The sequence below is a fragment of the Lactobacillus sp. HMSC08B12 genome, assembly GCF_001808415.1.
GTDB lineage: Bacteria > Bacillota > Bacilli > Lactobacillales > Lactobacillaceae > Lactobacillus > Lactobacillus delbrueckii.
Map to the genome: position 1 here is coordinate 1 of NZ_KV793227.1, position 25,576 is coordinate 25,576.

Consider the following 25,576-nt stretch of genomic DNA (forward strand, 5'->3'; position numbering starts at 1 on the left):
TCTTACTCGCTTGTTGACTTCTTGTCAACAGCTTTCTGATATTTTTTTACCTCCGCGAGACTTGCTTATCTCACGCGGCAACAAATACTAGTATACTAGCTTTTTCTGATTCGTCAAATTTGCTTTTTCATTCGTTTTATGATTGGCGCACCCGGCCGAGTTGTGATTGATAGTTTTCTGCTTATATTCCACTTTTCTGCTTTTCGCTGAAAAATAATCTTTCCCCGGAAAAGATAGTTCGATTTTTGCCTTTTTCGGCTTTAAAATTCTGTAACAAGTTTTTTTACTTTTTTCGTTTCGCTTCTTAATTAATTTTGCCGGCGTTCTATGGTAAAGTGGTTTTAGTATATTTTCGAAAGGAGATCTCGCTTATCAAACAATATGATCTTGCCGTGATTGGCGCTGGACCAGTCGGCCTCTTCGCGGCCTACTTCGCCCGCCTGCATGGCTTAAAGACGGTTATCCTTGAATCCTTGAACGAGCCTGGCGGACAGCCGGAAATGCTCTACCCCTTCAAGAAGATCCTGGACATCCCTGTCTTCAATGAAATCACCGCGGCTGACTTAACCAAGCGCCTCTTAGCCAACTTAACCGACCAGGACCTGGTCACTGGCCACAAGGTCAGCCAGCTGGAGAAAACTGACGAATTTGTGATCGATGGCGAATACCAGGTCCGCAGCATTATCGTCGCAACTGGCAATGGGGCCTTTAAGGCCAAAAAGTTCCCCCTCAAGGCGACCCCGGAAGCTGAAGACCACATCCACTACTTTTTCAAAAATCCTGACCTCTTTGCTGGCCAGAAGATCGGCATCTTTGGCGGCGGAGACACGGCCTTAGACTGGGCCCAGGAACTTTCCCAAATCGCTGACGTCACCCTCGTTCACCGGCGCGACCAGTTCCGGGGCATGGAAAGCAGCGTGGAAAACTTGAAGGCTGACCAAAAGGTGACCTTAAAGACCCCCTACCTGCCAAAGAGCATGCAGGTCGAAAAGGGCCAGCTGGAAATTTCCTTGAAAAAGGTTGGCGGAGATGAAGTCACTCAAGAAACTTTTGACCAGATCCTGGTCGCCTACGGCTTCCGGGCCGACAACCGCTTCGTCAGCAAGTGGGGGGTTGACCTGGACCAGGGCTTGATCGCCGTTGACCGGTCCATGCAGACCAGCGTGCCTGGCATCTATGCCATTGGCGACTCCTGCGGCTACCCGGGCCGGGTGCCAGTTATCGGGATTGGTTTTGGGGAAGCCCAGATCGCGGTCAACGCGATTATGCAGGGCCTCTTCCCGGAAAAGAGCCTGACCATCCACTCAACCAGTATCTAGCGGAAAAAAGAAAAATAAGAAATGAGGTTAACACATGCCACTGATTGACTTTATCCTGCACATCGATGACCACTTGGTGACCATCGTCAACAACTTTGGGGCAGGAACCTATTGGATCATTTTTGCCATCATCTTTATCGAAACCGGTTTGGTCATCTTCCCCTTCCTGCCAGGTGACTCCTTGATCTTTGCGGCAGCCGCCATGGCCGCCAACCCGAAATACGTTTTAAATGTCTGGCTGCTCTACATCGTTGCTGCCGCTGCCGCCATTATCGGTGACAGCATCAACTATGAAATCGGCAAGTGGTCAGTCACTTCCGGGGCCAAGCACAGCTGGTTCAACAAGCTGATCAATGAAAACAACCGGCTGGCAGCGGAGAAGTTCTTTGAAAGACATGGCTCCATCACCATCGTGATCGGCCGTTTCATCCCCTTCATCCGGACCTTCGTGCCTTTCATTTCCGGGGGCAGCAAGATGCACTACCAGACCTTCGTTATTTACAACATCCTGGGTGGACTGCTCTGGACGGCCCTCTTTACCAGCATCGGCTACTTCTTCGGTAACTTCCCAGTCGTCAAGGACCACTTCTCCTTGATCGTGATCGGCATCATCCTGGTTTCAGTCGTGCCTATCCTGGTCGTGGCCTTGAAGAAAAAGCTCACCATGCGGCGCGAGCGGCAATTCAATGATTAAAACAAAGCAAAAAATAAGGACCTGCCGGTCCTTATTTTTTTGGTCTAAATTCTGTTTAAGTACTTTCCAGTTTACTTTTTCAGCAAATAGCGGGCCAGGTAGAGCTCGTAAATCGCTCCGCCAACCGCAAAGCAGGAGGCAAAGAAGCCTTCCGTCAGCACGTTGATGACCGGGTCAGTCGCCGGGTCAAAGAGCCAGTTGTCATTGCGGAAAAAGAAAGTATGAAAGACCCGGAAGAAACTGTCAAAGTCGGTCAAGGCAAAAGGCATGACCACAATTGGCAGCAGCATCAAGAGCAAGGCCTGGGTCTGGGTCAATTTAAGCGGCTTCTTGTAATTGCGGAAATAGCTGCTGAGAGCCAGGCAGAGCAGGAAAACCAGCTCGGCCAGAATAAAAAGATTTTTGGCATCGGCAAAGTGAGCAGCCGCTGAAGCCGAAGTCGGCATGTTGCTCATCTGCAGCTTGGTCTGTCCAGGCCAAACCAGGTAAAGCAGGAGCTGGTTATAGTTATTCATGACCTGGCCCACGGTCAAGTTAACCGTTTGGTAAGTCTTCTCCAGCAAGGTAAAAAGCAAAAGCAAGGGCCAGCTGACTACGATCGCGCCAACGACAGCGCTGGAGACCGCGAAAAAGAAATGGAAAAGGGGCTGGCCCAGCTTGCTTAGGAATTTTTTCATAGGCTAAATTCATCCAAATCGTTCACTAAATAAGTCGGCGGAGTGAGACCGGCCAGGTCTGCCTTTTGCGTCACCCCGGTCAAGGTCAAGAGGGTGTCGACTCCGCTGTTGATTCCGGCCATAATGTCAGTTGGGTAATTGTCCCCGACAATCAAGGCCTCTTCCGCCTTGAACCCAGCCAAGTCCAGGGCGCGGTTGACAATAATGGCTTCCGGCTTGCCGATAAAAAGGGGCTTTTGCCCGGACGCGACTTCCAGAGCCGCGCAAATTGAACCGTTGCCTGGCCGCAGCTCCTTGCCCACCGGCAGGTTCTGGTCGGAATTGGTGCCGATAAAGACCGCTCCCCGGTGAATGCAGCGGGTGGCAACCATGAGCTTGTGGTAGGTCAAGTCCGTGTCCATCCCCACGATCACGTAGTCAGGATTTTCCTCGTCATAATAGAATTCCGGCCGGTCCAGGATCTCCTTCCACAGGCCAATTTGGCCAATGATGTAGACGCCGATTGGCCTTTTCGCCTCTTTTTCCAAAATATAGCTGGCCGTGGCCATGCTGGGCGTGTAGATCTTGGAAACGTCGGTCTTGACTCCGTGCCCGGCCAGTTTGTCAGCTACCATCTGGGGCGTCCGGGTCGTGTTGTTGGTCAAAAATAAGTAATCAAGACCTGCCTCATCCAGGCGCTTGACAAAGCGGACGCCGGATTCAATGGTCTCCTTGCCCCGGTAAATGGTCCCATCCAAATCAATCAAAAATAAGCGGTAATCTTTCACGGCTTCTTCTTTCTAATCACAAAGGCCTGGTGGCGGCGGTTCTTCTTGCAGCTTTCAGCATAGCTGCCCTTCTTGGGCCGGCCGTCCTTGACCTTTCTTTCGCTAAAAGCCGCCTTGTTCTTCGGCCGCTTTCTGGCTGGCCGCCGGCGCTGGGTCGGCCAGGGCTTACGGCTGGGCTGGAGGGATTCCAGGATAAAGTAAGGCGCGCCAGGGTTGCAGTATTCAGTCAAGTAGTCAACAATCGTCGACTTTTTCCGGTCAATGGATGTCTTGACATAGTCATTGTAAAAGCCCCTGAGGCGGAGGTGGTCGCTGGATACATCCCCGACCAGATAATCATACTGGTCCAGGTATGGATCGTACTTTTGCTTCAAAACTTCCCGGTCTAAAGCATCCCGCTGGTTGACCAAAAGGCGGTATTCTCGCTGATTGATCACGACCTTTTCGCCGGCAACCACCACCTCTGCCAGGGGGTGGAGGGGCTTAGCTTCAGCTGCCTCTGTTTTCTGCTCTTTTTTGCCCTTATCTTTTTTCAGCTCTTTCTGCTCTTTCCTCAATAAATTCACCTTCTTTTTTCACAGGATACTTGCGGCCTAAGTAGTCGCCTACGACTTCCCTTAAAAACTGCGGGAAGAGGAATTCATTTTCACCAACAATGGCCAAAGTCGGGAAAAACGGGATCAGGACATAGTGGTCCAAAACGGCGATCCGGTATTCTTCCGCCGGGTCCAGCAATTGCCCGTTGACGAAAACGTTCCTGGTCATTGGGTCATACTTGATCCCCCTGTAGTAGACCTGGCCAAAAATCTTCCCTCTAAAGCTCATCCCCACCAGAGGATAATGTTCCAAAAAGTGCCGGTTCTTTTCCACTTCCATGACCAGCCGCCACAAGTCCCGGCCTAAAAGGGTAGTCCGGACGACATGCATCGGGTGCGGCAGGGCATGCTGGAGGTCAAACTGGTTGATGAGGCCGCTCTTAAATGGTGTCAAAAAGAGGCCGGTGCTCAGCATGGCCAGGTCGGTACCGGCAAAGTCAGCGATCGCTTCCAGGGAGACGTCGATCGCGGCCAGCTTGTCATCCTTGAACTTCTCTGGCAAGTCCGCCACCTGCCGGCTCTGCAGCATCTTCTGCCCCTCTTCATATAAGGCGGCAATTTCTGCTTCATCGCCCGCCTGGCTTGGCAAATCAGCTACCGGCACGGTAGTTGGTTTAATCGAAATGATCTTGTGGTCATCGCCGATTTCCAGGCTGATGTCGCCGACATAATTGCCCCACTTGTCCGTCTGGGTGATCCAGGTGCGGCCTTCCTTGACCCCTTTTTCCAAAAGGGTGTGGCTGTGTCCGCCCACGATCAGGTCGATTTCCGGGTAGTGCTTGGCCAGCCACTGATCCATTCTGAGGCCCACGTGAGTCAGCAAAATCAAGCAGTCATACTGGCCGGCAATTTCCGGCAGGACCCGGTCCATAGTTTCGCCCAGCATCTTGATATGCCAGTGGTTGGGACCGTATGTCATTGGATAAGCGGCCGTCAGACCCACCAAGGCCAGGCGGGTGCCCTTTTTGGTCTTGATGATCTTGTAGTCATTGGCCCAGGCCGGCCAGCTTTCGTCTTCTTCTCTGAGATTTGACAAGAGGACCGGGAAGTTGGCATGGTCAAAAAGCCGTTCCAAAACGGCATGCGGGTTGGAAATCCCCTCATTGTTGCCGATCGTGATGGCGTCATAGTGAAAGTCATTCATCAAGCGGATGTTGGCCTGGCCCTCTGTAGCATCAGACAAGGGATGGGACCGGTCCATGAAGTCGCCGGCGTCAAAAGTCAAAACCTGGTCAGCAGCCGCCGTTTCTTGCACCTGCTTCAAATAGCGCCTGATTTTTGGAAAATGCTCAAAGTGCGAGTGCAAGTCGTTGGTATGCAGAATCCGCAAAGTTTCCATTGTCTTCCTCCTAGCCGATCTTGTTGGCTTTCAAAACCATTTCGTAAGCATCCCTGACCGGGCCTTTAGGCTTGTCCCATTCCACCCATTGCGGGTTCTCCCAGTCTTCTTCGTTCATCAAAGTATGCAGCTGGTAGGCCTTGTTAATGTACTGCTCGTAAGTTTCCAGCGCCTTGGTGCGCGGGATGTTGATGACCAGAATCCGCACGCTCTTGATTAAACCGTTGTTGACCGCCAGTTCCGCGAAGCCGTTTTGGTCGATGTTGGAAATTTCATAGTACTGACTGCCGTCGTTTCTGGTAATCTCTTCGATCAAGTCGAATTGCTCGTATAAGTGATCCATTTGTACCCCCCATTATCTTATAAAAAGATTGTAACACAAAGTTCAGCCGCCTTTGCCCGGGCGAAACTAAAAGAGCCCGCCGCTTGGCAGGCTCTTTCGAAAAATCTTACTTGTTCAAGGTACTTTGCTTCTTGATCAGTTCATATGGCAAAACGATGTGCTTGTCTTCCAGGCCTTCATCGTTCATCAGCTTGGTCAGCATTCTCATGGCCACGGCACCCAAGTCGTAGAGCGGCTGCTTGATCGTGGTCAAGGCTGGCCGGACAACTGAGGCGATCTGGGTCGCGCTGGCCGTAATGATTTCGAAGTCTTCCGGCACCTTAGCCCCGCGGTCCAGAGCTGAGTTGAGGAGGCCGACTGAGGAAACGTCCTTGGTGATGATGGCCCCGTTGATCCCCTTCTTGGCCAGTTCCGGGTAAAGGTTGTAGCCGTCGGAGTAGTCCTTGATGTTGTCAAAAATCTCGCAGCCTTCCAGTTCATTGTCAGCCACGAACTTCTCAAAGGCCGGAATCCGGTGGTTCCGGTTGATCGGAGCTTCCTTGTCGCCCACGATCAAGGCCAGCTTCTTCTTGCCGTCGTTCAAAAGCAGGTTCAAAGCTTCCGTGTCGGCCTTCTTGTAGTCGATGTTGGCTGAAGGGAATTCTAGGTTGTCGGAAACAGTCCCGGCCAAAACGACTGGCGTGTCGGTCCGCTTGAAGGCTTCCGCTGCTTCTTCAGACAGCTTGTTGGACATGTAAATAACCCCGTCAACCTGCTTGTTGAGCAAGCCTTGAATGACGGCGTCTTCCTTCATCAAACGGTTTTCCACGCTGGAGATGATGATATTGTACTTGTACAAAACAGCAATGTCGTCGATCCCCTTTGACAATTCGGCAAAGTACAAGTTGGTCAGGTCCGGCACGATCAAGCCGACCGTTGTGGTCCGCTTTGAGGCCAAACCCTGCGCTACCGCGTTTGGTTGGTAGTGCAGACGCTTGATAACTTCCATGACCCGGTCACGGGTTTCCTTGCGGACATTGTTGTTGCCATTGACTACCCGGGAAACCGTGGCCATAGAAACCTTGGCTTCCCGAGCAACATCGTAAATGGTTACATCTTGCTTATTCATAATAACAGCCCCACCTATCTAAATACTAATTACTGATTTAATGATACCATGAGAACACTTTTGGTGCAATCGCTTACAGCTGCTTTTTCAAATTTTTTCAGTTTTTTTAGTGTTATACTGAGGTTAATTTCATTAGTAAGGAGAATTTTGCCATGAATTTAGACAAATTACAAAACTGGCTGCAGGAAAACGGTATGGACGTAGCCTACGTTTCCAGCCCGACTACCATCAACTATTTCACGGGTTTCATTACTGATCCTGAAGAAAGAATCTTTAAGCTTTTCGCCTTCAAGGACGCTGAACCCTTCCTCTTCTGCCCGGCCTTGAACTATGAAGAAGCCAAGGCATCAGCTTGGGACGGGGACGTGGTCGGCTACCTGGACAGCGAAAACCCATGGAGCAAGATCGCTGACGAAATCAAGCAGCGGACCAAGGACTACCAAAACTGGGCTGTCGAAAAGAACGGCTTGACGGTTGCCCACTACCAGGCCCTGCACGCTCAATTCCCAGACTCCGACTTCTCCAAGGACTTGTCTGACTTCATCGCCCACATCCGCCTCTTCAAGACGGAAAGCGAACTGGTCAAGCTGCGCAAGGCCGGGGAAGAAGCTGACTTTGCCTTCCAGATTGGCTTTGAAGCCCTGAGAAACGGGGTTACCGAACGGGCCGTGGTCAGCCAGATTGAATACCAATTGAAGCTGCAAAAGGGCGTGATGCAGACCAGCTTTGACACCATCGTCCAGGCCGGCAAGAACGCGGCCAACCCACACCAAGGCCCAAGCATGAACACGGTGCAGCCAAACGAACTAGTACTTTTTGACTTAGGGACCATGCACGAAGGCTACGCTTCTGACTCCAGCCGGACGGTCGCTTACGGGGAACCAACTGACAAGATGCGGGAAATCTACGAAGTCAACCGGACTGCCCAGCAAGCAGCCATCGACGCGGCTAAGCCAGGCATGACGGCCAGCGAACTTGACGGGGTAGCCCGCAAGATCATCACTGACGCCGGCTATGGTGAATACTTCATCCACCGCCTGGGCCACGGGATCGGGATGGAAGTCCATGAATTCCCATCCATCGCTAACGGCAACGACGTCGTTTTGGAAGAAGGCATGTGCTTCTCCATTGAACCAGGGATCTACATCCCAGGCTTTGCCGGCGTCCGGATCGAAGACTGCGGGGTCCTCACCAAGGAAGGCTTCAAGCCATTCACCCACACCAGCAAGGAATTGAAGGTTCTGCCGGTTAAGGAATAAAACTGAAAACAGAAAAAGGCTTCTAGAAGTATCTCTCTTTTAGAAGCCTTTTTTTCGTATACAATTATGCCTTACGAAGGTCGCGAATCAAGTAGTAGACGCCAATTAAAGTCAACAGCAAGAAGACATTCTGAAAATCATGATAGCCTTCCTTCATGACAAAAATGGCAAAAAACGCGGCAGGCAGGATAGTCAAGATTATTCCCCGATATTTTCTCAGCTTCAAAACAAAAGGATTATCTGATTTTCTAAAGGAAAAACACATTACCATTAGATAAATCAGAAAAAGAACCATGTTTGTTTTCGTCATGTGATTTATCCTAAACTTCTATCGTGAAAAAAATTACTATTCCTGATCTGGACTAGTCGGCGTGCTTGGTTCTTCCGGCTTCTCTTCCCCTTCTTCGCTCTTTTCAGCATTGTCCAGGTCGCTGGCGTCTTGTTCGCCGGCGCCGTTAGCTGAATCGTCGATTACGATGTCGTCGAAGTCCTTCAATTCAGAATCATCTTCAATGTTCTTTGGGAAAGAAGCCAGTTGGTTTTTCAAGATTTCTGTCCCGTTGTCGTACTTTTCCTTCAAGTCTTCGACGTTTGGATTGCTCTTGATCTTGTCCTTGACTTCTTTAAGCTTGTCGTCTGAGATCAGGCTGGCAGCTGCAACCCCAGCAGCAGCCCCAAAGACGGCCCCTAATAAAAAGCTACCAAATTTGCTCATGGTTGTTCTCCTTTTCTTAATCCTAACCCTTCCGCCGGAAATGTCTGGCAAAAGCCGACGTAATTACGGAAGTGATCATTCCCGTCCGGGTAAAGTGGGCATTGGAAACCTTGTTGATCATCTTCTTGGATGATTCGTTGATGTCTGAGACGCTTTGGCCCAGGTCAGCGGCGGCCTGAACGACCGGCTGCAAAGTTTCCATCTTGCCATTGACGTCTTGCAAAAGCGCGTCGGTCTTTTCCAAGAGTCCGCCGGTCTGCTTCATCAAGTCATCCATGTCTTCAGTCAGCTTGGCCATAGATTCATTGGTCAATTGGACTGTCTTCTCAGCCTCTTTCAAAGTCTTCGAAACATTAAGCAACACGGGAATCGTGAACAGGACCAGTACCAAAAAGGCAATGGCCGCGATCAAACCGGCTAAAGCGCCAAATGAAATTGTCATAGCTTACTTCCCCTTTCCTTTCTAAAAAAGTCTAGCATGAAAACGATTTAGACACAATCAAAAGATTTTCCGAAGTTTTTACCCGCTTTTCTGTTATCCTTTAAGCATAGCTGAAAGGAGCATTTTTTCAATGAAAAATCTTGATTTCAAAATTGCCGGCATCTCTGTCGACGTCGACAAGCTTTTTACCAGCGGCGTGACCATCCTCTGGAAGCTGCTGATTTCGACCCTGGTCTTCTACCTGGTCAGCCATTTTGGTCGGAAAATTATCAAGCGCTACCTGGACAAGCACAATGACAAGCTTGTCCTCTCCAAAAGGTCCCAGACCATCTCAGCCTTGGTGAACAGCCTCTTCCACTACACCATGGTCTTCTTCTATGTCTACTCCATCTTAACCATCCTGGGCATCCCCGTCGGCACCTTGATTGCCAGTGCCGGGATCTTCTCTTTGGCCATCGGCCTTGGGGCCCAGGGCTTCATGAGCGACCTGGTCAACGGCTTCTTTATCCTCAGTGAAGGCCAGTACGATGTCGGCGACAATGTCGAGATCGGGACTGAAGCCGGGACCGTGACCCAGCTGGGCCTCAGAACCACCCAGATCGTCACCACTGACGGCACCTTGATCTTCATCCCCAACCGGCAGATTTCCATCGTCAGAAACCTAACCCACGGCGGGATCGGCCTTAACTTGGACCTGAACCTGGATGCAGACACCGACTTAAAGCAGCTGGCCAGCCTGCTTGACCAGGCTGATGAAGATCTGCTTGCCTGGCATGACAAACTGGTCAGCGGACCAACCCAGATCGGGGTCGTCGGCCAGCAGGGGCAGACAATCACCTACCGGGTCCACTTCCAAGTCAAGCCGGGCTTTGAAGGCAAAATCCGCCAGGCCTACTGGCAGACCTACCTGCAATACTTACGGGTCAACCAGGTCAAATTTGGCCAGGAACCGGTTATCATCAACAACAGTAAAAAAGCTTGATCTAAAAATGCTGAGCCGCGGCCCAGCATTTTTTTGATCTTAGTTGAATTGAGCGAGCCAAGCTGGCAGTTCTTCGATCAAAGCCTTGACTGCCTTGCCCCGGTGGGAGACTTCGTTCTTTTCTTCAGTGGTCATTTCGGCGAAAGTCTTGCCCTTGCTTGGTACGTAGAAGAGCGGGTCGTAGCCGAAGCCGTCCTTGCCGCGCGGAACTGCCAGAACTTCACCTTCGCAGGTGCCAGTTACAACCAAGTCCTTGTCTTCGTGGCCTGGCATGGTCAAAACAAGGGTAGTGACAAACTTGGCTTGGCGCTCGTCTTGCGGAACTCCGCCCAAGGCTGCCAAAAGCTTAGCGTTGTTTCTGGCATCGTTGTGGGCCTCACCGCCGTAACGGGCTGAGTGTACGCCAGGAGCGCCGTTCAGTTTAGCAACCTGCAAGCCTGAGTCGTCAGCCAGAGTTGGCAGCTTGCTATAGTCTGCCAAAGCGTGTGCCTTCAGCTTAGCATTAGCTTCAAAAGTCGTCCCCTTTTCGTTAACGTATGGCGGGTTGTCCAAATCTGCATTTGATTTAAGCTCAATGTCCAGACCAGCCTGCTTGAAAGCTTCTTGCACTTCCTTAACCTTGTTTTGATTATCTGTAGCAAACAATAGTACTTGAGTCATATGGTACTCCTATCATTTCAAAATATAAAAAATCTCTCTACTGAAATTTTACCACTTATTCAAGCCTTTTCGAACTTACAAAGAGAGTAATTTCTGCTATTTTCACCGCTTTTTCGGCCGGCAGGAACTTTTTTCTTTTTTTCGGCGATTTCCTAGCCTTTTTCTAAAACTTGTTAAATAATTTCACCATCCTGTAATATTTAAGGTAGAATAAAAACAGAGAATAAGGATGAGGATTATGTCAGAACACAACGACCACGTATACTTTGTTAATCAACTATACCGCGACTTCTTGTTGCCAACCATTTTAGGCGGGGACACGCCGGCGATTCTCTACTGGGCCGGCAAGCGGATCACCCGCAAATATGCCTTGAGTGAATTTGAAGACTTAAGCGAATTTTTCAAGATGGCTGAATTCGGCAATTTAACCATTGTCAAGGAGCGCCGCTCCTCAGTCATCTTCTCCTTGAGCGGGCAGCCAATCAGCGACCGCCTGGCCGCCGGCAGCCGGGAATTCTCCCTGGAAAGCGGAATGATCGCCGAAGCGGTTGAACAGAACCGGGGCCGGTCAGCTGAAGCCGAAATCGCCATCGACGACAAGAAAGAGACCGTTCAGATCACCGCCTTCTTCTAACAAGCAAATTCAGCAAGATAAAGAAAATACAAACGAAAAAGACCAGAGCCAATGGCTCTGGTCTTTTAACATGCTTATTTCTTAGTCAGCGTACTGGTCAAGAATTTCGTTCAGCTTTTCCTTTGGAGTGTAGCCAGTCAAGCGGTCAACCACTTGCCCGTCCTTCTTGATCAAGAGGGTTGGGATGGCCATGATGCCAAAGTTCTTGGCCGTTTCCGGGTTGTCGTCAACGTCCATCTTGGTGAAGTGCACGTCTTGTCTTTCTTCAGCCAAAGCTTCGATGACTGGTGACTGCATCCGGCAAGGACCGCACCAGGTTGCCCAAAAGTCAACCAGAACTAAGCCATCCTTGGTTTCTTCTTCAAAGGTTGCGTCAGTAATTGCATCTACCATGTAAATACCTCAAATTCGTTAATCTGAAAAACATTATTATCTACTTACTGCCTTAAGTTTACTAGACTTACTTACTTTTTGCAAGTAGATTGCCTACTTTAAGGTCACGATCGTGGCCCCGGTCCCGCCTTCATTGGCTGGCGCGTAGCTGTAGGTCTTGACATGCTTGTTGCGCTTGAGATACTGCTGGACCCCCTGCCGGATGGCCCCGGTCCCGATCCCGTGGATGATCGTGACCGTGCTAAGGCCGGACAAAAGGATGGTGTCAAAGTACCGGTCCAAATTGACCATGGCCTCTTCATAGCGCTGCCCTCTAAGATCCAGGGAACTGCGGGCCCGGCTGGACCGGGAGGCAGAAGTGGCCCGTCTTTGGGCCTGCTGCTTCTGCCCGGCGGCCAGCTTGTCGATGTCCCTGTCGGTCACCTTGAGCTTGATCCGGCCCAAGGAAACCTCATAGTCATGCTCACCCAGCTGCTTTGTCACCGTCCCGGTCTGCCCGTAAGACAGGACCTTGACCTTGTCACCCACCTGGACGTGGTGGCGTTTCTTTTCCTTTTGCAGGACCTTGTTTTTGGCCAGGTTGGCCTCCTGCTTGGCCAGCTGGTTGAATTCGCCCTTGGCGTCCATCAGCTGGTTGGTCTTGATCTGCATCCCTTCCTTGCGGGCTTCTTCCAGCTCGGCGATGATCTTGTCGGCCTTCTTGCGCTTCTTGGCCACGATTTCATTGGCCCGGTCCAAGGCAAAGTCCAGCTGCTTTTGGACCCGCTGGTTGTAGATATCCAGGGCATCCTGCAGCTTCTTTTCCAGCTGCTTGGCCCGGTCCAGGCTGGTCTGCAGCTTCTGCTTGTTTTCCGTGGCCAGTTTGGTCTGCTTGTTTAATTCGTCGATCATGTGGTTGATGTCAGAATCATCGCTGCTCATCAGCTTCTCAGCCCCGACCACCACGTCTTCCCGCATGCCCAGCCGGCGGGCAATGGCAAAGGCATTACTGTGACCCGGGATCCCCATCTGCAGGCGGTAGGTCGGCGACAGGGTCTTGATGTCAAATTCCATGGAGGCGTTGGTGGTCCGCTCTCTGTTATAGCCATAGAGCTTGAGTTCCGGGTAGTGGGTTGTGACGATGATCTTGGCCCCCTTCTTTCTGAAGAAGTCCAAAATTGAGATGGCCAGGCTGGCCCCTTCTTCCGGGTCGGTCCCGGCCCCGATTTCGTCGATCAGGACCAGGCTTTGGTCGCTGACCCGCTTCATGATCGCCACGATATCGTTGATATGGGATGAAAAAGTACTCAGCGACTGCTCGATTGACTGTTCGTCCCCAATATCAGCAAAAATCTGGTCAAAAACCGCCACGCTGGAGCCCTCATTAGCCGGAATAAAGAGACCGGACTGGGCCATCAGCTGGAGCAAGCCTGCCGTCTTCAAAGTGATCGTTTTACCACCAGTGTTGGGCCCGGTGATCAAAATCGTGTCAAAGTCCTGGCCTAAAGCAATGTCATTGGCCACGACCTTGTCTGGATCAATCAAGGGGTGACGGGCCCCCAGAAGCTTAAAGGACTGGTCAGCAGACAAAGTCGGCTGGCTGGCCCGCATCTGCTTGGCCAGCTTGGCCTTGGCCTGGAGGAAGTCCAATTCGCTTAAAGCCGCGGCCACCCGCTTGATAGCCTCCATTTCTTCTCTGGCGTCCAGAGACAGTTCATGCAGAACCCGGTGGATTTCCTGCCGCTCTTCAGCCAGCAAGTTTTGCAGGCGGTTGTTTAAAGGCAGGATGGCAGCCGGTTCAACAAACAAGGTCTGGCCAGAGGCACTTTGGTCGTGGACCACCCCGCCGAACTTGTAGCGGTATTCCTGCTTGACCGGGATAACGTAGCGGTCGTCCCGGATGGTCACGATCTGCTCAGACAGGTACTGGCCGTTCTTGCCCCTGGTGTAGGCGGTCATCTTTTCCTTGATTTCCGCTTCCGTGGCCAGGCGGCCGTGGCGCAGGCGGGCCAGGTCAGCTGAAGCGGTATCCAGGACTTCCCCGTCATAAGTCAGCGAAGTCCGCAGGCGCCGGTAAAGGTCATCCGGCAATTCCAGGTCCTCCAGCAAAGTTTCAATCGCCGCCAGGTCCAAGGTCTCATTTTCTTCCGCGTCTTCTACAAAGCGGCTGCTTTCCTGGGCCAGGGTGAAAATCAGCAGGATATTGCCTAATTCCAGGGCGTTCAAGTCGGCCTTGACCTTCAAACGCTTGAGGCTGGGCGCAACATCTTGAAAGTCGGTCAAAGGCAGCTGGCCCTTGATCCGGTCCAAGTCAACCAGGGCCTTGGTTTCGCTTAAGGCCCGGCTGACCGTCTCCCGGTCGCTGGCGGGCTGGAGGTTCAAGGCCTTGCTCTTGGCCGGAGCCGTTACCGCTTGTTCAGCCATGCGGCTACTAATTTCCTGGTATTCCAGAATGTCTAAAATTTTATGATTCATCATCTCAATAATTTTATCTAAAAAATTTTCCTAACAAAAAAAGCGGGCTAAGCACCCGCTTCTTTCTTATTCTGCAGAATCGTCACCGCTCAAACGGTCATCGTCAAGGAAGGTGTTGAGCACCCCTTGAACCATGTCCCATTCAGCGTCAGAAGTGATTTCGTGCAGGTCGCTGCTGGTTACGTCGCCATCTTCATCGGCGTCGTAGCTGAAAGCCTGGACTTCAATTTCGTCGTCATCTTCTACAGCTGCCGGGTAAAGCAGGATGTAGGACTTGTCATTGTCGTCAGAATGGAAAGTAAACAATACTTCAAATAATTCTTCGTTGCCGTCTTCATCGATCAAGGTCAATTGTCTGTCTTGATCTTCGGCGCTAACTTCAAAAGCCATAGTTATTCCTTTCGCTGTAAATCCAAATAGTTCTGCAAAATCAACACAGCTGCCATTTGGTCAACGACCTCCTTGCGCTGCCGGCGATCATGCATTCCCGCCTCTTCAACCAAAATCCTCTCTGAGGCCACGGTCGTCAAGCGTTCATCGTCATAGTAGACTGGTAAGCCGAACTTCTGCTCCAGGCGCTCGCCCATGGCCTTGCTCCGGCTGACCGACCGACCGGCCGTTCCGTCCATGTTCTTAGGCAGGCCCAGAACAAAGCCGTCCGCTTCATATTCGCGGACCAGCTTCTTTAAAGACCGCATGCCGAAATTGTGCCGGTCTTCATCAATCGGGATCGTCATCACGGCCTGGGCGGTGATGCCCAAGGGATCACTGACGGCCACCCCGATGGTCTTGGAGCCGACGTCCAAACCCAGCAGGCGCATTACTTGTCCTTGCCCAGGTAGCTCTTGACCAGTTCTTCGATGATTTCATCGCGTTCGTGCTTCAAGATCAGGTTTCGGGCGTCGTTGTGGCGTGGGATGTACGCTGGGTCGCCTGAAAGCAGGTAACCCACGATTTGGTTGATCGGGCTGTAGCCCTTTTCTTCCAGGGCCTTGTATACGTCTTCCAGAGTGTCGCGGATGTTCTTTCCCTTATTCTGGTTAAAATCAAAGTGCATCGTCTTATCAAGCGAACTCATTGTTATTCCCCCTCTTTTGTCTATTCTACTTAAAAATTTTCCTTAACTCAATTATTTTAGCTTAATTAGTCCAGCTGGCTGACTGCAGCATCGATGGCATCCTGCAGGCCTTCTGGCTTCTTGCCGCCGGCTTGGGCCATGTTTGGCCGGCCGCCGCCGCCACCGCCAAAGATAGCAGCCACGCTCTTGATCAAGTCGCCGGCCTTCAGACCCTTGTCCAGGGCCTTTTGGCCCAGGCTGATCAGCATGTTGGCCTTGTCTTCAGACTTAGCGCCCAGGATCAAGACGTCAGACTTGCCTTCGCTCTTCCATTGGTCAGCGATTTCCCGCAAGTCGTTCATCCCCTTGACGTCAGCGATCGTGGCGATAACCGTCAAGTCACCAACCGTCTTGACCTGGTCAAAGATCTTGCCGGCCTTGGAAGCGTTGATTTGGGCTTCGTAAGCGGCGTTTTGCTTTTCAGCGCTTCTGAGTTCTTCTTGCAGGCTGGCAATCTTGCTTTGGATGCCGTCAGCCTTAGTGGCCTTAACTTGAGCCTGGATCTGGTCCAGGATGTCTGAGCGGCTAGCTAAGTATTCGTAAGCCAGCTTGGAAGTTACGGCTTCAATTCTTCTGACCCCGGCACCGATGGCTTGTTCAGAAATAATCTTGAAGACACCGATTTGGGAGGTGTTATCACAGTGAGTACCCCCGCAGAATTCGATGGAGAAGTCATCCATTTGCACGACTCTGACCTTGTCAGTGTACTTGCCGTCAAACAGAGCCAAGGCGCCCATCTTCTTACCGGTTTCCGGATCAGTTTCCGTGGTCTTGACTTGGATTGCTTCCCAGATCTTTTCGTTGACGATCTTTTCAACGTTCTTCAATTCTCTTGGCGTGATTGGGTCAAGGGAAGTGAAGTCGAATCTCAAGTAGTCTGGCTCAACAACTGACCCGGCCTGGTGGGTGTGTTCACCCAAAACTTGCCGCAAGGCAGCGTGCAAGAGGTGGGTAGCAGAGTGGGAGTGGCGGAGGCCTTCCCGGCGCGCCCGGTCAATCTTCAGCTTGTAGGTCTGCCCCTTTACAAGTGGCAGGACCACGTCGACAAAGTGCAGGTTCTGGTCGTTAGGCGCGTGCTGAACGTCAACTACCCGGGCAACTAAGTTGCCTTCCTGGTCGTAGATGTCACCGTGGTCAGCCACCTGGCCGCCCCGTTCAGCGTAAAATGGCGTCTTGTCGAAGATCAAGGTTGCCTTTTCACCGTCAGCCTTGTCCACCAGCTTGTCGTCAACGATGATGTCAACCAGCTGGCTTTCTTCTTCATAGACCCCGTATTCAAAGACGCTCTTGTCCTTGATTTTCATCAAGGTTTCGTCTTGTGAACCCATGGATTGCAGGTTGCCCCGGGCCTTGCGGGCGCGTTCCTTCTGCGCTTCCATTTCGGCGTCAAAGCCATCCTTGTCAACCTTCAGGCCCTTGTCTTCAGCAGCTTCAACCGTCAATTCGTATGGGAAGCCGTAAGTGTCGAACATCTTGAAGGCGTCCTTGCCGGAGATGGTCTTGTCTTCGCTGTTTTCGGCCTTGTCGATCAAGTCGTCCAGCAAAGTCAAACCGGCTTCCAAAGTTGCACCGAAGCGGTCTTCTTCGTTCTTAACGACCTTGCTGATGAATTCAGCCTGGTCGCTGACTTCTGGGTAGTGGCTCTTCATGATGTCGCCGACTACTGGCACCAGCTTGTAAAGAAAGGCGCCGTCGATGCCCAGCCTGCGGCCGTTCAAGGCTGCCCGCCGCAAAAGCCGGCGCAAAACGTAGCCGCGGCCAGTGTTGCCTGGCAGGGCCCCGTCACCAATGGCAAAGGAGATAGCCCGGATGTGGTCAGCGATAATCTTGAAGGAAATGTCGTCAGCCTTGTTTGCGCCGTACTTCTTGCCCGCGCTCATTTCTTCAGTAGCGTGGATGATTGGCAGGAAGAGGTCGGTTTCAAAGTTGGTCGGGGCATCCTGCAGGATAGACAGGACACGTTCCAGACCCATCCCAGTATCGATGTTCTTGTGTGGCTGTTCAACGTAGCTGCCGTCTGGCAGGTGGTTGAATTCTGAGAAGACGATGTTCCAGATTTCCAGGTAACGGGCGTTTTCCCCGCCTGGGTAGTTTTCTGGGTCGTCTTCTGGCACGTCATTGTTTTCCTGGCCACGGTCGTAGAAAATTTCTGAGTCAGGACCACATGGGCCTTCACCGATGTCCCAGAAGTTGTCTTCCAATTGCACGATGTGGCTTTCCGGCAGGCCGACGACTTCATGCCAGATCCGGTGAGCTTCAGTATCCTTAGGGTAAACAGTTACGTAAAGCTTGTCCTTGTCCAGGTCCAGCCAGTCAGGACTGGTCAAAAATTCCCAGGCCCAAGGAATCGCTTCTTCCTTGAAGTAGTCACCAACTGAGAAGTTGCCCAGCATTTCAAACAAGGTTTGGTGGCGGGCAGTCTTACCGACGTTTTCAATGTCGTTGGTTCTGATTGACTTTTGTGAGCTGGTAATCCGGCGGTTCTTTGGCACGACTGAGCCGTCGAAGTACTTCTTCATGGTTGCCACCCCGGAGTTGATCCAGAGCAAAGTCGGGTCATCCTTTGGAATCAGGCTGGCTGACTGCATGACCATGTGGCCGTGTTCAGCAAAAAAGTCGAGGAACATTTGCCGAAATTCTGAACTGTTTAACTTTTTCATCAAAATCTCCTAAAAATACAAAAAACAAGCATGTTTGCCTTCTTCAAGGACGCTCTAGACGCGGTACCACCTTGATTGCAACAATGCTTGTTACCTCTTGATTATCTTAAATTAATCACTTTAAGGAGCATTTCCTGCCTGGTGATAAACCCTTCCCAGCTGCCGGTTCTCTCTTTGAATCGCCTGGACAGAAAACATATCTTAAGCGTCCCTAATTTTACTACTTAGAGAAAAAATGTCAACGTTTTTGCTCGCGCTTGCGCTTACGGAGGCGCTTTTGGTGGCGCATTTCGTGGCGGGCTTCAATCTTCCGCTTCTTGCGGTTGTCTTCTTGAATCGCCTGCTTGATCTTCTTCTTGTAGCCAGGCTTGCGCTTGGACTTGACCTTCTTGACCACGCCCTTCATGTGGGGGTCAAGCTGGCGGTTTGCAGCCGTCCGGTTGTCCCGGCGGCGGTAGTGAGTCCGCGGAGCGAGTGCCCCGTCCTTGATTTCAACGAAGTCAAAGTGAACGCCCATGTGCTCCAAGGCCCCCACCCGGTTCATCTCTTCTTCCCTGACCAAAGTCACGGCGTGGCCCGGCAGGCCGTTCCGGCCAGTCCGGCCGATCCGGTGGATAATGAATTCCAGGTCCTTGGGAATCTCATAGTTGATCACCAGGTTGACGCCAGGCAGGTCGATCCCCCGGGCAGCCAGGTCGCTGGCGACGACATACTGGTACTGGCCGGCCCGGACTTCCCGCAGGGTCCGCTTTCTTTCCCGTTCGGTAATGCCGCCGTGGATCTTGGCCACCTTAAGCCCTTGCTTAGTCAGGTAATCAGCCAGTTCGTCAACCATCTGCTTGGTGTTGGCGAAAACCAGGGCCAGGTAAGGCTGGCCCATGGTCAAAAGCTTGTAGACGATCTTCTTTCTGTCCTTGCTGCCGATGTCCAAGAGGTCGTTTTTGATGGTTGGGGCAATAACTGCCGGATTGTCGATCACGATTTCTTCCGGCTTGGCCATGTACTTGCGTAAAAAGTTGGTCAGCTTGACCGGAATCGTGGCTGAGAAGGCGGACATGACCACGTCCTTTGGCAGGCGGGCGGCAATCTTGTCCACATCGGCCAGGAAGCCCAAGTCCAGGGTCATGTCGGCTTCGTCGATGACAAAGTTCTTGACCTGGTCCAAAAGCAGGATCTTCTTGTCAGCAAAGTCCAAAAGCCGGCCCGGCGTAGCGATAACCAACTGGGGCTTGTTCTGTTCAAATCTGGCGATCTGCCGGTCCCGGTCGCTGCCCCCGGCCAGGTGGGCAATGGCGATGTTTAAGCCGGAATTATCCCGCAGCTGGCGGGCCACCCGGTAGAGCTGGTCAGCCAGTTCCCGGCTGGGAGCCGTGACGATGGCCTGGACATAGCGGGCGTCTTCATCAATGGCGTTTAAAATCGGGATCAAGTAGGCGTGGGTCTTCCCGCTCCCCGTAGCCGCCTGGACGATCACGCTTTCGCCTTTCAGCATGGCCGGGATGACTTTTTCCTGCACCGGAGTCGGTTTAGTAAAGCCGATCTTGGCCAGGCCCTGGCGGATTTCGCTTCTTAAGCGGGTATCAGTAAAAATGTTATTCATGGTCTTCCTTGTATTTCTTGGTTACTTCAACTAATTCCTGGAAAATCTGGTCGATTTCCACCTGGTCATGGGCCGTTGCCCCAGAGGCTAATTCATGGCCGCCCCCGTCGTGGGCTTCAGCCAGCTTGTGGATGTGCGGACCCTTTGACCGGTAGTGGACCCGGTAAGTACCGTCTTCTTTTTCCACGATGACCAGCCAGGTCAGAATCCCCTTGATCCGGCCCGGGGTTGAAACAGTGACTGAAGCTTGCGGCTGGGTAACGCCCAGGGCCTTTAAGTCAGCCTGGCTAATTACGGCGATAGCGACCAGGCCGCTTTCGTCCAGCTGCATTTTCTCCAGGGCCAGGCTCTGCAGCTTGGCCTGCTGGAAGGTAACTTCACTTTCGTTTCTGGCAATTTGGGAGATGTCGATCCCCGTCTCCATCAAGCGGGATACTACTTCGAAGGTGTGGGCGCTGGTCGCGTCGTACATGAAGCGGCCAGTGTCACCGATAATACCGGCGTAGAGGGCCAGGGCGATTTCCTGGGTAAGGGGCAGGCCTTCTGCTTCGATAAAGTCAGCGATGATTTCACAGGTAGCAGCGGCTTTTGAGTCAACGTAAGACATGTCAGCATATGGGTCAACGTCCGGGTGGTGGTCAATCTTGATCAGGTAGTCCCCCAGCCGGTAGCGCTGGTCAGAGATCCGCGGCGTGTTGGCCGTGTCAGTCGTGATCACCAGGGCGCCTTGGTAGTCTTCATCCTTGACTTCGTCCATGGTGTTGATCCAGTCCAGGTTACCGACATCATTTTCCCCGGTGCAGAGAATCTTCTTGTCCGGGAACTGCAGGCGCAGGCTCTTGGCTAAAGCGGCCTGGGAGCCGATAGCGTCCGGGTCGGGATTGGTGTGCCGGTGGAGGATGATGGTTGGATATTGCTTAATCTTACTGAATATTTCGTCAAAAGTGTTCATCGCGGGGTCCTTTCTGCCTTATGAGTTCAAAACTTTATTTTAGCAAAAAATCAGCCTTTTAGCTATTCATCTGCAAAAAGACTGATTTCCTGGTAATGTTTTTCTTCAAGTTCGCCGGCTGACAGGCCCAAGAGGCGGATGCCTTCAACCAGGAATTCCGGTTCCCGGGCCAGGAGCTCCTTGGCCAGCTGGTAAAAGACTTCCGGGTCACTGGTCGGCTGGATCTGCTGCCGGCGGGTGATAGTTTTAAAATTGCGGTCGCGGACCTTTAAAACGACCACCCGGGCTAAAAGATTTCTCTCCTTTAGTTCAGCCGCCACCGTCTGGCTGAAGTCCTTTAAGTAGGCATCAGCCCGGTCCGGGTCATAGATTACCGGTTCAAAAGTCCGCTCCTTGCCCAGGGACTTGCGCTGCCTGGAGGCTTGGACGGGGCTTAAGTCAATGCCATAAGCATGCAGGGCCATGTAGTAGCCGGACTTCTTATAGTCTTTTAAAAGGCGGCTGAGCCCGTAATTTCTGATGTCGCGGCCGGTCAAAACTCCGGCTTCCTTTAGCCGCTCTTGGGTCTTCTTGCCGATGCCGGGGAATCTCTTGATCTCCTGCCTGTCTAAAAAGTCCTGGGCCCGGTCCGGGGCAAGATAAGTGCGGCCAAAAGGCTTGGCGTATTCTGACCCCATCTTGGCCAAAAACTTGTTGTAGCTGACCCCAAAAGATGAGGTCAAATGCAGCTGGCGGAAGATCTGCTCTTGCAAATAGCTGGCCAGCTCCAGGGCGCTTTTGCCGGGGATCTTGCTCCGGGTCACGTCCATATATGCTTCGTCCAGCGCCACGCTTTCGATCTGGTCGGTCAGTTCGTGCATTAAGCCGTGCACTTGCCCGGAAACCCGGTGGTATTTCACGAAATCGGGTTCAACGAAAACCAGTTCTTCAGCTGGAATCAGCTTGACGGCTTGGGCGGCCGCCATGGCTGACCCGACCCCGTACTTTCTGGCCCGGTAGTTGGCGGTGGCGATCACGCCATGGCCGCCAGTTTTCCGGGGGTCCTGGGCAATCACGACTGCCTTATTCGCCAATTCCGGCCGGTCCCGCATTTCAACTGAAGCATAGAAAGCGTCCATGTCCAGGTGGATGATCCGGCGGGAAAAATCGTTCCTGGGCAAAAGGTCAATATCGGCCATTACTTGTAGATCCAGCCATCCTCAGGATCCGCGAAGATCTTGCTGGTATCCGGCCCCATGCCGTAAGGACGGTACTTGACCGGCTTTTCGCCGGTAGCGTTTTGCTTTTGCCAGGCAGCTTCAACCGCGTCCACGAATCTCCAATACTGCTTCAGTTCTTCCCACTTGGTAAAGTTGGTGGAGTCGTTGACAAAGACGTCGTGGATCAAACGTTCATAGCCGTCTGGCACCTCAGCTTGTTCATCTTCGCTGTAGCGGTAGCAGAATCTTTCAAGACGGAGGTCACCGCCAGCAACATTCTTGCCGTTTAAGCGGAAGTAGACCTGGTTGACCGGGTCAATCTCAATAGTCAGTACATTGGTCTTAGCCTTATCGCCATACAGGCCAGCTTCATCCTTAAAGACCACGTCCACCCGGGTCTTCTTTTCCCGCATTTCCTTGCCAGTTCGGAAGTAAACCGGCACGCCAGCCAAAGGTCCCTTGCTAAATTCCAAACGGCCAGCCACGTAAGTTTCCGTCTTGGAGTCTTCCGCCACGTTCGGCTCTTTGACATATTCAAAAGTGGTTTCCGTCCCCAGATACTGGCCACGGATGATATTTTCGCTGACGGCTTTTTCATCTGGGATAACTAAAGATGCCAAAAGGTCTTCTTTAGCCGCGTGGATGGCCTTGTCAGACAAGTCTTTTGGCTCCGGCATGGCCAAAAGGGTGATGATCTGCATGATGTGGTTCTGAGCCATGTCCCGCAGGGCACCGGAGTTGTTATAGTAGCCGCCCCGGGCTTCAACGCCCAGCCGTTCAGCCAGGGTAACCTGGACATTTTTAACCGCGTCGGCGTTCCAAATCCGCTTAAACAAGGAGTTGCCAAAGCGCAGAGGCAGGATATTCTGCACCATTTCCTTACCCAGGTAGTGGTCGATCCGGAAGACCTGGTCTTCAGCAAAAGAATTGCGGATCTGCTGGTTCAAGACTTCCGCACTGGCCAGGTCAGTCCCGAATGGCTTCTCAACCACCAGGCGGTTGAAGCCGGTCCCGGTCAAATGCTGGTCGGCAATGTGTTCGGCAATCGTCCCAAAGAAGCTTGGGGCCATGGCCATGTAGAAGATGCGGTTGCCGCCGCATTCATAGCGCTCATCCAGTTCCTGGGCCAATTGCTTCAAAGTTACGTAGTGTTCAACGTTGGTTACGTCGTGGGACTGGTAGTAAAAGTGGCTGGCAAATTCCGTCAGCTGCGCTTCGTCGACCTCTTCCCAGCTTTCATGAACAGCTTGGGCCACCTGCTCGCGCAGGTATTCATGCGACCATGGCCGCCGGGCAGTGCCGATAACGGCAAAATTGTCGTGAATGACATTCCGGCGGTAGAGATTGAAGAGGGCCGGATAGATCTTGCGGTGGGCCAGGTCGCCGCTGCCGCCGAAAAGGATCATTACTGTTGGAATATTGTTCATTATAGTACCTCAAAAAAATCAACTACTAACTATTTTAGCAATTTATCGGCGCAGGCAAAGCAAAAACGTCCCCGAAGGAACGTTTTGTTCGTTTATTCTTGACTGTCTTTGTCTTCTGCTTCTTCAGTCTTGGCTGCTTCAGCCTTTTCTTCTGCTGGCTTGGCTGCTTCAGCTTCACTTGCGTCAGCTTGCTTCAAAACAGTTCTGACTGCCAGTCTGGAGAAGGTTAGGTAAATGCCGTCAGCGTCCAAGACGATAGTCTTGTCAGCATCGTTGATTGAGTCGATCTTGCCGCGCAGGCCGTCGACCATTTCCACGCTGTCGCCCTTCTTGAGCTGATTCATCATTTCCTGGCGCTGCTGTTGCTGCTTCTTTTGCGGCTTGATCATCGTAAAGTAAGTAAAACCAAACAAAGCGGCCAGCATAACCAGCATGAAGATGCTGCTGCCAGCACCACTGTTGGCTGCGGCTAATGCAAAAGTATTCAAATTATCCACCTCATAAAATTTATTTGCCACTTTTTGGCAGATGCCAAAAGGCTTTAACGAACATTATACTGTAAACCAGATTTTTTTGCTATTCTTCCTCACCCGGCAGGGGCAAATTCAGCTGCTGGTAGGCCTTCTGGGTCACTACCCGCCCCCTTGGGGTCATGACGATAAAGCCGTTTTGCAAAAGATATGGCTCATACAGGGACTCGATCGTCTCCCGGTCTTCCCCGATATTGGAAGCCAGGGTCCGGATCCCGACCGGGCCGCCCCCATAGCTTAAGATCATGGTTCTCAGCAGCTTGCGGTCAGTCTGGTCTAAGCCGGCACTGTCGACTTGCAGCTGCTTTAAGGCCATGGCCGTGGTTTCCAGGGAGATTTCTTTTTCTCCCTTGACTTCCGCAAAGTCCCGCACCCGCTTTAAAAGGCGGTTGGCCACCCGGGGCGTTCCCCGGGACCGGCGGGCCAGTTCATGGGCAGCTTGCGGGGAAATCTTGGTGTGGAAGACCTCGCTTGAGCGGAGGATGATTTTTTCCAAGTCTTCGACCTGGTAGTACTGCATGTGCTCAACGATCCCGAAGCGGTCGCGCAGAGGCGCCGACAACTGCCCGGCCAGGGTGGTTGCCCCGATCAAGGTAAAAGGCGGCAGAGGCAAGTGGATGGCATGAGTCGTCTGCCCTTCCCCAACCACGATATCGATGTAAAAGTCTTCCATGGCTGAATAGAGGACTTCTTCAACCGGCTTGGCCAGGCGGTGGATTTCGTCGATAAACAAGACATCCCCCGGCTCAAGGTCAGTTAAGAGAGCCACCAGGTCCCCGGCCCGCTCGATGGCCGGACCGCTGGTGCTTTTTAAGCTGACCCCCGATTCATTGGCAATAACAAAGGCCAGGGTGGTTTTACCTAAACCTGGCGGGCCATAAAGAAGGACATGGTCCAGGGCCTCGTCACGCTGGCGGGCGGCCTGGATGTAGACTTCCATGTCCTTTTTGACATGCCCTTGCCCGATATACTGGCTGAGCAGCTGGGGCCGTAAGGACAGTTCCACCGCTTCCTCGCCTTCGGCGGCTTCCTGGCTGGTCAAATGTTCTTCCGTCATTTCCCTTTACCCCCTTATTTCTTCAGCAAAAAGCCCAGCCCCTGCTTGATGTATTCGTCAGCGGACATTTCCGGCAGTTTCTTCAGTTTCGGCTTGATCCGGTCAACTTCCTTTTGACTGTAGCCCAAAGCCCCAAGGGCCAGGAGGGCGTCTTCCAGGGCTGGGAAAACAGACTTAACCGGTTCATCTTCGGTAAAGAGGTTTTCCGCCACATAGTTGCCCATCTTCCCCCGCAAGTCCAGGACGATCTGGGATGCCGTCTTCTTGCCGATCCCCGGGAAACGGGTCAAGTAGGAAACTTCGCCGCTCTCAATGGCGGAAGCCAGGGCTCCGTTGTCTTCAGCGGCCATGATGGCCAGGGCAGACTTAGGACCGATCCCGGAAACTTCATTAAGCTTGTTGAAGAGGACCTTGTCTTGCTGGCTCTTGAAGCCGTAGAGGGTCATCCCGTTTTCCCGGACGACCTGTTCAACGTAGATCCGGGCCTTGTCCCCATCTTTATAGGCATAAGGGGTCGGGGTCAGGATCCGGTAGCCGATCCCGGCCACTTCAATCACGACATAGGCCGGATTAACCACGGTAATGGTGCCCTCAAAATACTCGTACATCTAGTTTTGTCACTTCCCGAATCATAAAACTTACTAAATCTTGA

The 25,576-nt window shown here is 52.2% G+C and carries 28 protein-coding genes; 5 read left to right on the plus strand and 23 right to left on the minus strand.

Annotation, left to right across the window (positions count from 1 at the left end):
• The first annotated feature begins 392 nt into the window (after positions 1-392).
• Positions 393-1,319, plus strand: coding sequence for an NAD(P)/FAD-dependent oxidoreductase (locus HMPREF3168_RS09495; protein WP_035174925.1), 927 nt, complete (start codon positions 393-395; stop codon positions 1,317-1,319).
• Between the two features lie 34 nt (positions 1,320-1,353).
• Positions 1,354-2,013 (plus strand): VTT domain-containing protein, encoded by a 660-nt coding sequence (locus HMPREF3168_RS09500; RefSeq protein ID WP_004560570.1) that lies wholly within the window; start codon positions 1,354-1,356, stop codon positions 2,011-2,013.
• A 71-nt stretch (positions 2,014-2,084) separates the two neighbouring features.
• Here the strand turns inward: HMPREF3168_RS09500 and HMPREF3168_RS09505 are convergent, their stop codons facing one another.
• The 6 genes from HMPREF3168_RS09505 to HMPREF3168_RS09530 all read right to left on the minus strand — a co-directional run bounded on the left by HMPREF3168_RS09505 (position 2,085) and on the right by HMPREF3168_RS09530 (position 6,843).
• Positions 2,085-2,690, minus strand: coding sequence for a TIGR01906 family membrane protein (locus HMPREF3168_RS09505; protein ID WP_004560586.1), 606 nt, complete (start codon positions 2,688-2,690; stop codon positions 2,085-2,087).
• Positions 2,687-3,457 (minus strand): TIGR01457 family HAD-type hydrolase, encoded by a 771-nt coding sequence (locus HMPREF3168_RS09510; protein ID WP_004560578.1) that lies wholly within the window; start codon positions 3,455-3,457, stop codon positions 2,687-2,689. The genes HMPREF3168_RS09505 and HMPREF3168_RS09510 overlap by 4 nt, the downstream gene beginning before the upstream one ends.
• Positions 3,454-4,014, minus strand: a complete 561-nt coding sequence (locus tag HMPREF3168_RS09515) for a YutD family protein (protein WP_070489797.1) — start codon at positions 4,012-4,014, stop codon at positions 3,454-3,456. Before HMPREF3168_RS09515 ends, HMPREF3168_RS09510 begins: the two co-directional genes overlap by 4 nt.
• A complete protein-coding gene (locus HMPREF3168_RS09520) occupies positions 3,980-5,392 on the minus strand; it encodes a bifunctional metallophosphatase/5'-nucleotidase (protein ID WP_004560583.1) in 1,413 nt (470 codons plus the stop codon). Before HMPREF3168_RS09520 ends, HMPREF3168_RS09515 begins: the two co-directional genes overlap by 35 nt.
• A 10-nt stretch (positions 5,393-5,402) precedes the next feature.
• Positions 5,403-5,735, minus strand: a complete 333-nt coding sequence (locus tag HMPREF3168_RS09525; RefSeq protein WP_003619597.1) for a hypothetical protein — start codon at positions 5,733-5,735, stop codon at positions 5,403-5,405.
• A gap of 106 nt (positions 5,736-5,841) precedes the next feature.
• Positions 5,842-6,843, minus strand: a complete 1,002-nt coding sequence (locus tag HMPREF3168_RS09530; RefSeq protein WP_050952712.1) for a substrate-binding domain-containing protein — start codon at positions 6,841-6,843, stop codon at positions 5,842-5,844.
• Positions 6,844-6,995: 152 nt separating this feature from the next.
• On the opposite strand from HMPREF3168_RS09530, the gene pepQ reads away from it, so the two are divergent.
• Positions 6,996-8,102, plus strand: coding sequence for a Xaa-Pro dipeptidase (gene pepQ, locus HMPREF3168_RS09535; protein WP_070489799.1), 1,107 nt, complete (start codon positions 6,996-6,998; stop codon positions 8,100-8,102).
• Positions 8,103-8,166: 64 nt separating this feature from the next.
• Here pepQ and HMPREF3168_RS11025 read toward each other — a convergent pair whose 3' ends face one another.
• From HMPREF3168_RS11025 to HMPREF3168_RS09550, 3 genes are read right to left on the minus strand one after another with little or no spacing between them, the layout of a single operon-like run.
• Entirely contained in the window at positions 8,167-8,412 is a 246-nt protein-coding gene (locus tag HMPREF3168_RS11025) for a hypothetical protein (RefSeq protein WP_371440841.1), read from the minus strand.
• A gap of 36 nt (positions 8,413-8,448) precedes the next feature.
• On the minus strand, positions 8,449-8,817 hold the full coding sequence (locus tag HMPREF3168_RS09545) for a hypothetical protein (protein WP_003611853.1): 369 nt from the start codon (positions 8,815-8,817) through the stop codon (positions 8,449-8,451).
• Between the two features lie 22 nt (positions 8,818-8,839).
• On the minus strand, positions 8,840-9,259 hold the full coding sequence (locus HMPREF3168_RS09550) for a DUF948 domain-containing protein (protein ID WP_004560588.1): 420 nt from the start codon (positions 9,257-9,259) through the stop codon (positions 8,840-8,842).
• A 130-nt stretch (positions 9,260-9,389) separates the two neighbouring features.
• Between HMPREF3168_RS09550 and HMPREF3168_RS09555 the strand changes: the two genes are divergently transcribed.
• Complete coding sequence (locus tag HMPREF3168_RS09555) at positions 9,390-10,241, plus strand: mechanosensitive ion channel family protein (RefSeq protein ID WP_070489801.1); 852 nt, start codon at positions 9,390-9,392, stop codon at positions 10,239-10,241.
• 39 nt (positions 10,242-10,280) lie between these two features.
• Here HMPREF3168_RS09555 and HMPREF3168_RS09560 read toward each other — a convergent pair whose 3' ends face one another.
• Positions 10,281-10,901: an XTP/dITP diphosphatase gene (locus tag HMPREF3168_RS09560; protein WP_004560575.1), complete on the minus strand. Its 621-nt coding sequence runs from the start codon at positions 10,899-10,901 to the stop codon at positions 10,281-10,283.
• Positions 10,902-11,139: 238 nt separating this feature from the next.
• Between HMPREF3168_RS09560 and HMPREF3168_RS09565 the strand changes: the two genes are divergently transcribed.
• Positions 11,140-11,535 (plus strand): YslB family protein, encoded by a 396-nt coding sequence (locus HMPREF3168_RS09565; RefSeq protein WP_002876579.1) that lies wholly within the window; start codon positions 11,140-11,142, stop codon positions 11,533-11,535.
• A gap of 81 nt (positions 11,536-11,616) precedes the next feature.
• Here HMPREF3168_RS09565 and trxA read toward each other — a convergent pair whose 3' ends face one another.
• The 13 genes from trxA to ruvA all read right to left on the minus strand — a co-directional run bounded on the left by trxA (position 11,617) and on the right by ruvA (position 25,532).
• Positions 11,617-11,928, minus strand: coding sequence for a thioredoxin (trxA, locus tag HMPREF3168_RS09570; RefSeq protein WP_004560587.1), 312 nt, complete (start codon positions 11,926-11,928; stop codon positions 11,617-11,619).
• 93 nt (positions 11,929-12,021) lie between these two features.
• Positions 12,022-14,382 carry an endonuclease MutS2 gene (locus HMPREF3168_RS09575; RefSeq protein ID WP_070489810.1) on the minus strand — a complete coding sequence of 787 codons (2,361 nt, stop codon included), beginning with the start codon at positions 14,380-14,382 and terminating at the stop codon, positions 12,022-12,024.
• A 66-nt stretch (positions 14,383-14,448) separates the two neighbouring features.
• Entirely contained in the window at positions 14,449-14,772 is a 324-nt protein-coding gene (locus HMPREF3168_RS09580) for a DUF1292 domain-containing protein (protein ID WP_070489804.1), read from the minus strand.
• Positions 14,773-14,774: 2 nt separating this feature from the next.
• Positions 14,775-15,203, minus strand: coding sequence for a Holliday junction resolvase RuvX (gene ruvX, locus HMPREF3168_RS09585; RefSeq protein ID WP_002876575.1), 429 nt, complete (start codon positions 15,201-15,203; stop codon positions 14,775-14,777).
• Positions 15,203-15,460 carry an IreB family regulatory phosphoprotein gene (locus HMPREF3168_RS09590; protein ID WP_002876574.1) on the minus strand — a complete coding sequence of 86 codons (258 nt, stop codon included), beginning with the start codon at positions 15,458-15,460 and terminating at the stop codon, positions 15,203-15,205. Before HMPREF3168_RS09590 ends, ruvX begins: the two co-directional genes overlap by 1 nt.
• Before the next feature lie 65 nt (positions 15,461-15,525).
• Entirely contained in the window at positions 15,526-18,159 is a 2,634-nt protein-coding gene (alaS, locus tag HMPREF3168_RS09595) for an alanine--tRNA ligase (protein ID WP_070489807.1), read from the minus strand.
• A 238-nt stretch (positions 18,160-18,397) separates the two neighbouring features.
• Positions 18,398-19,759, minus strand: a complete 1,362-nt coding sequence (locus HMPREF3168_RS09600) for a DEAD/DEAH box helicase (RefSeq protein WP_004560569.1) — start codon at positions 19,757-19,759, stop codon at positions 18,398-18,400.
• Positions 19,752-20,711 (minus strand): DHH family phosphoesterase, encoded by a 960-nt coding sequence (locus HMPREF3168_RS09605; RefSeq protein ID WP_004560572.1) that lies wholly within the window; start codon positions 20,709-20,711, stop codon positions 19,752-19,754. Before HMPREF3168_RS09605 ends, HMPREF3168_RS09600 begins: the two co-directional genes overlap by 8 nt.
• Positions 20,712-20,773: 62 nt before the next feature.
• Positions 20,774-21,889, minus strand: a complete 1,116-nt coding sequence (dinB, locus tag HMPREF3168_RS09610; RefSeq protein WP_004560584.1) for a DNA polymerase IV — start codon at positions 21,887-21,889, stop codon at positions 20,774-20,776.
• Positions 21,889-23,337, minus strand: coding sequence for a glucose-6-phosphate dehydrogenase (gene zwf / locus HMPREF3168_RS09615; protein ID WP_004560582.1), 1,449 nt, complete (start codon positions 23,335-23,337; stop codon positions 21,889-21,891). Before zwf ends, dinB begins: the two co-directional genes overlap by 1 nt.
• A gap of 92 nt (positions 23,338-23,429) precedes the next feature.
• A complete protein-coding gene (yajC, locus tag HMPREF3168_RS09620; RefSeq protein ID WP_004560573.1) occupies positions 23,430-23,825 on the minus strand; it encodes a preprotein translocase subunit YajC in 396 nt (131 codons plus the stop codon).
• Between the two features lie 88 nt (positions 23,826-23,913).
• Entirely contained in the window at positions 23,914-24,924 is a 1,011-nt protein-coding gene (gene ruvB / locus HMPREF3168_RS09625) for a Holliday junction branch migration DNA helicase RuvB (protein ID WP_004560580.1), read from the minus strand.
• 14 nt (positions 24,925-24,938) lie between these two features.
• A complete protein-coding gene (gene ruvA, locus HMPREF3168_RS09630; protein ID WP_003623803.1) occupies positions 24,939-25,532 on the minus strand; it encodes a Holliday junction branch migration protein RuvA in 594 nt (197 codons plus the stop codon).
• Positions 25,533-25,576: the final 44 nt, after the last annotated feature.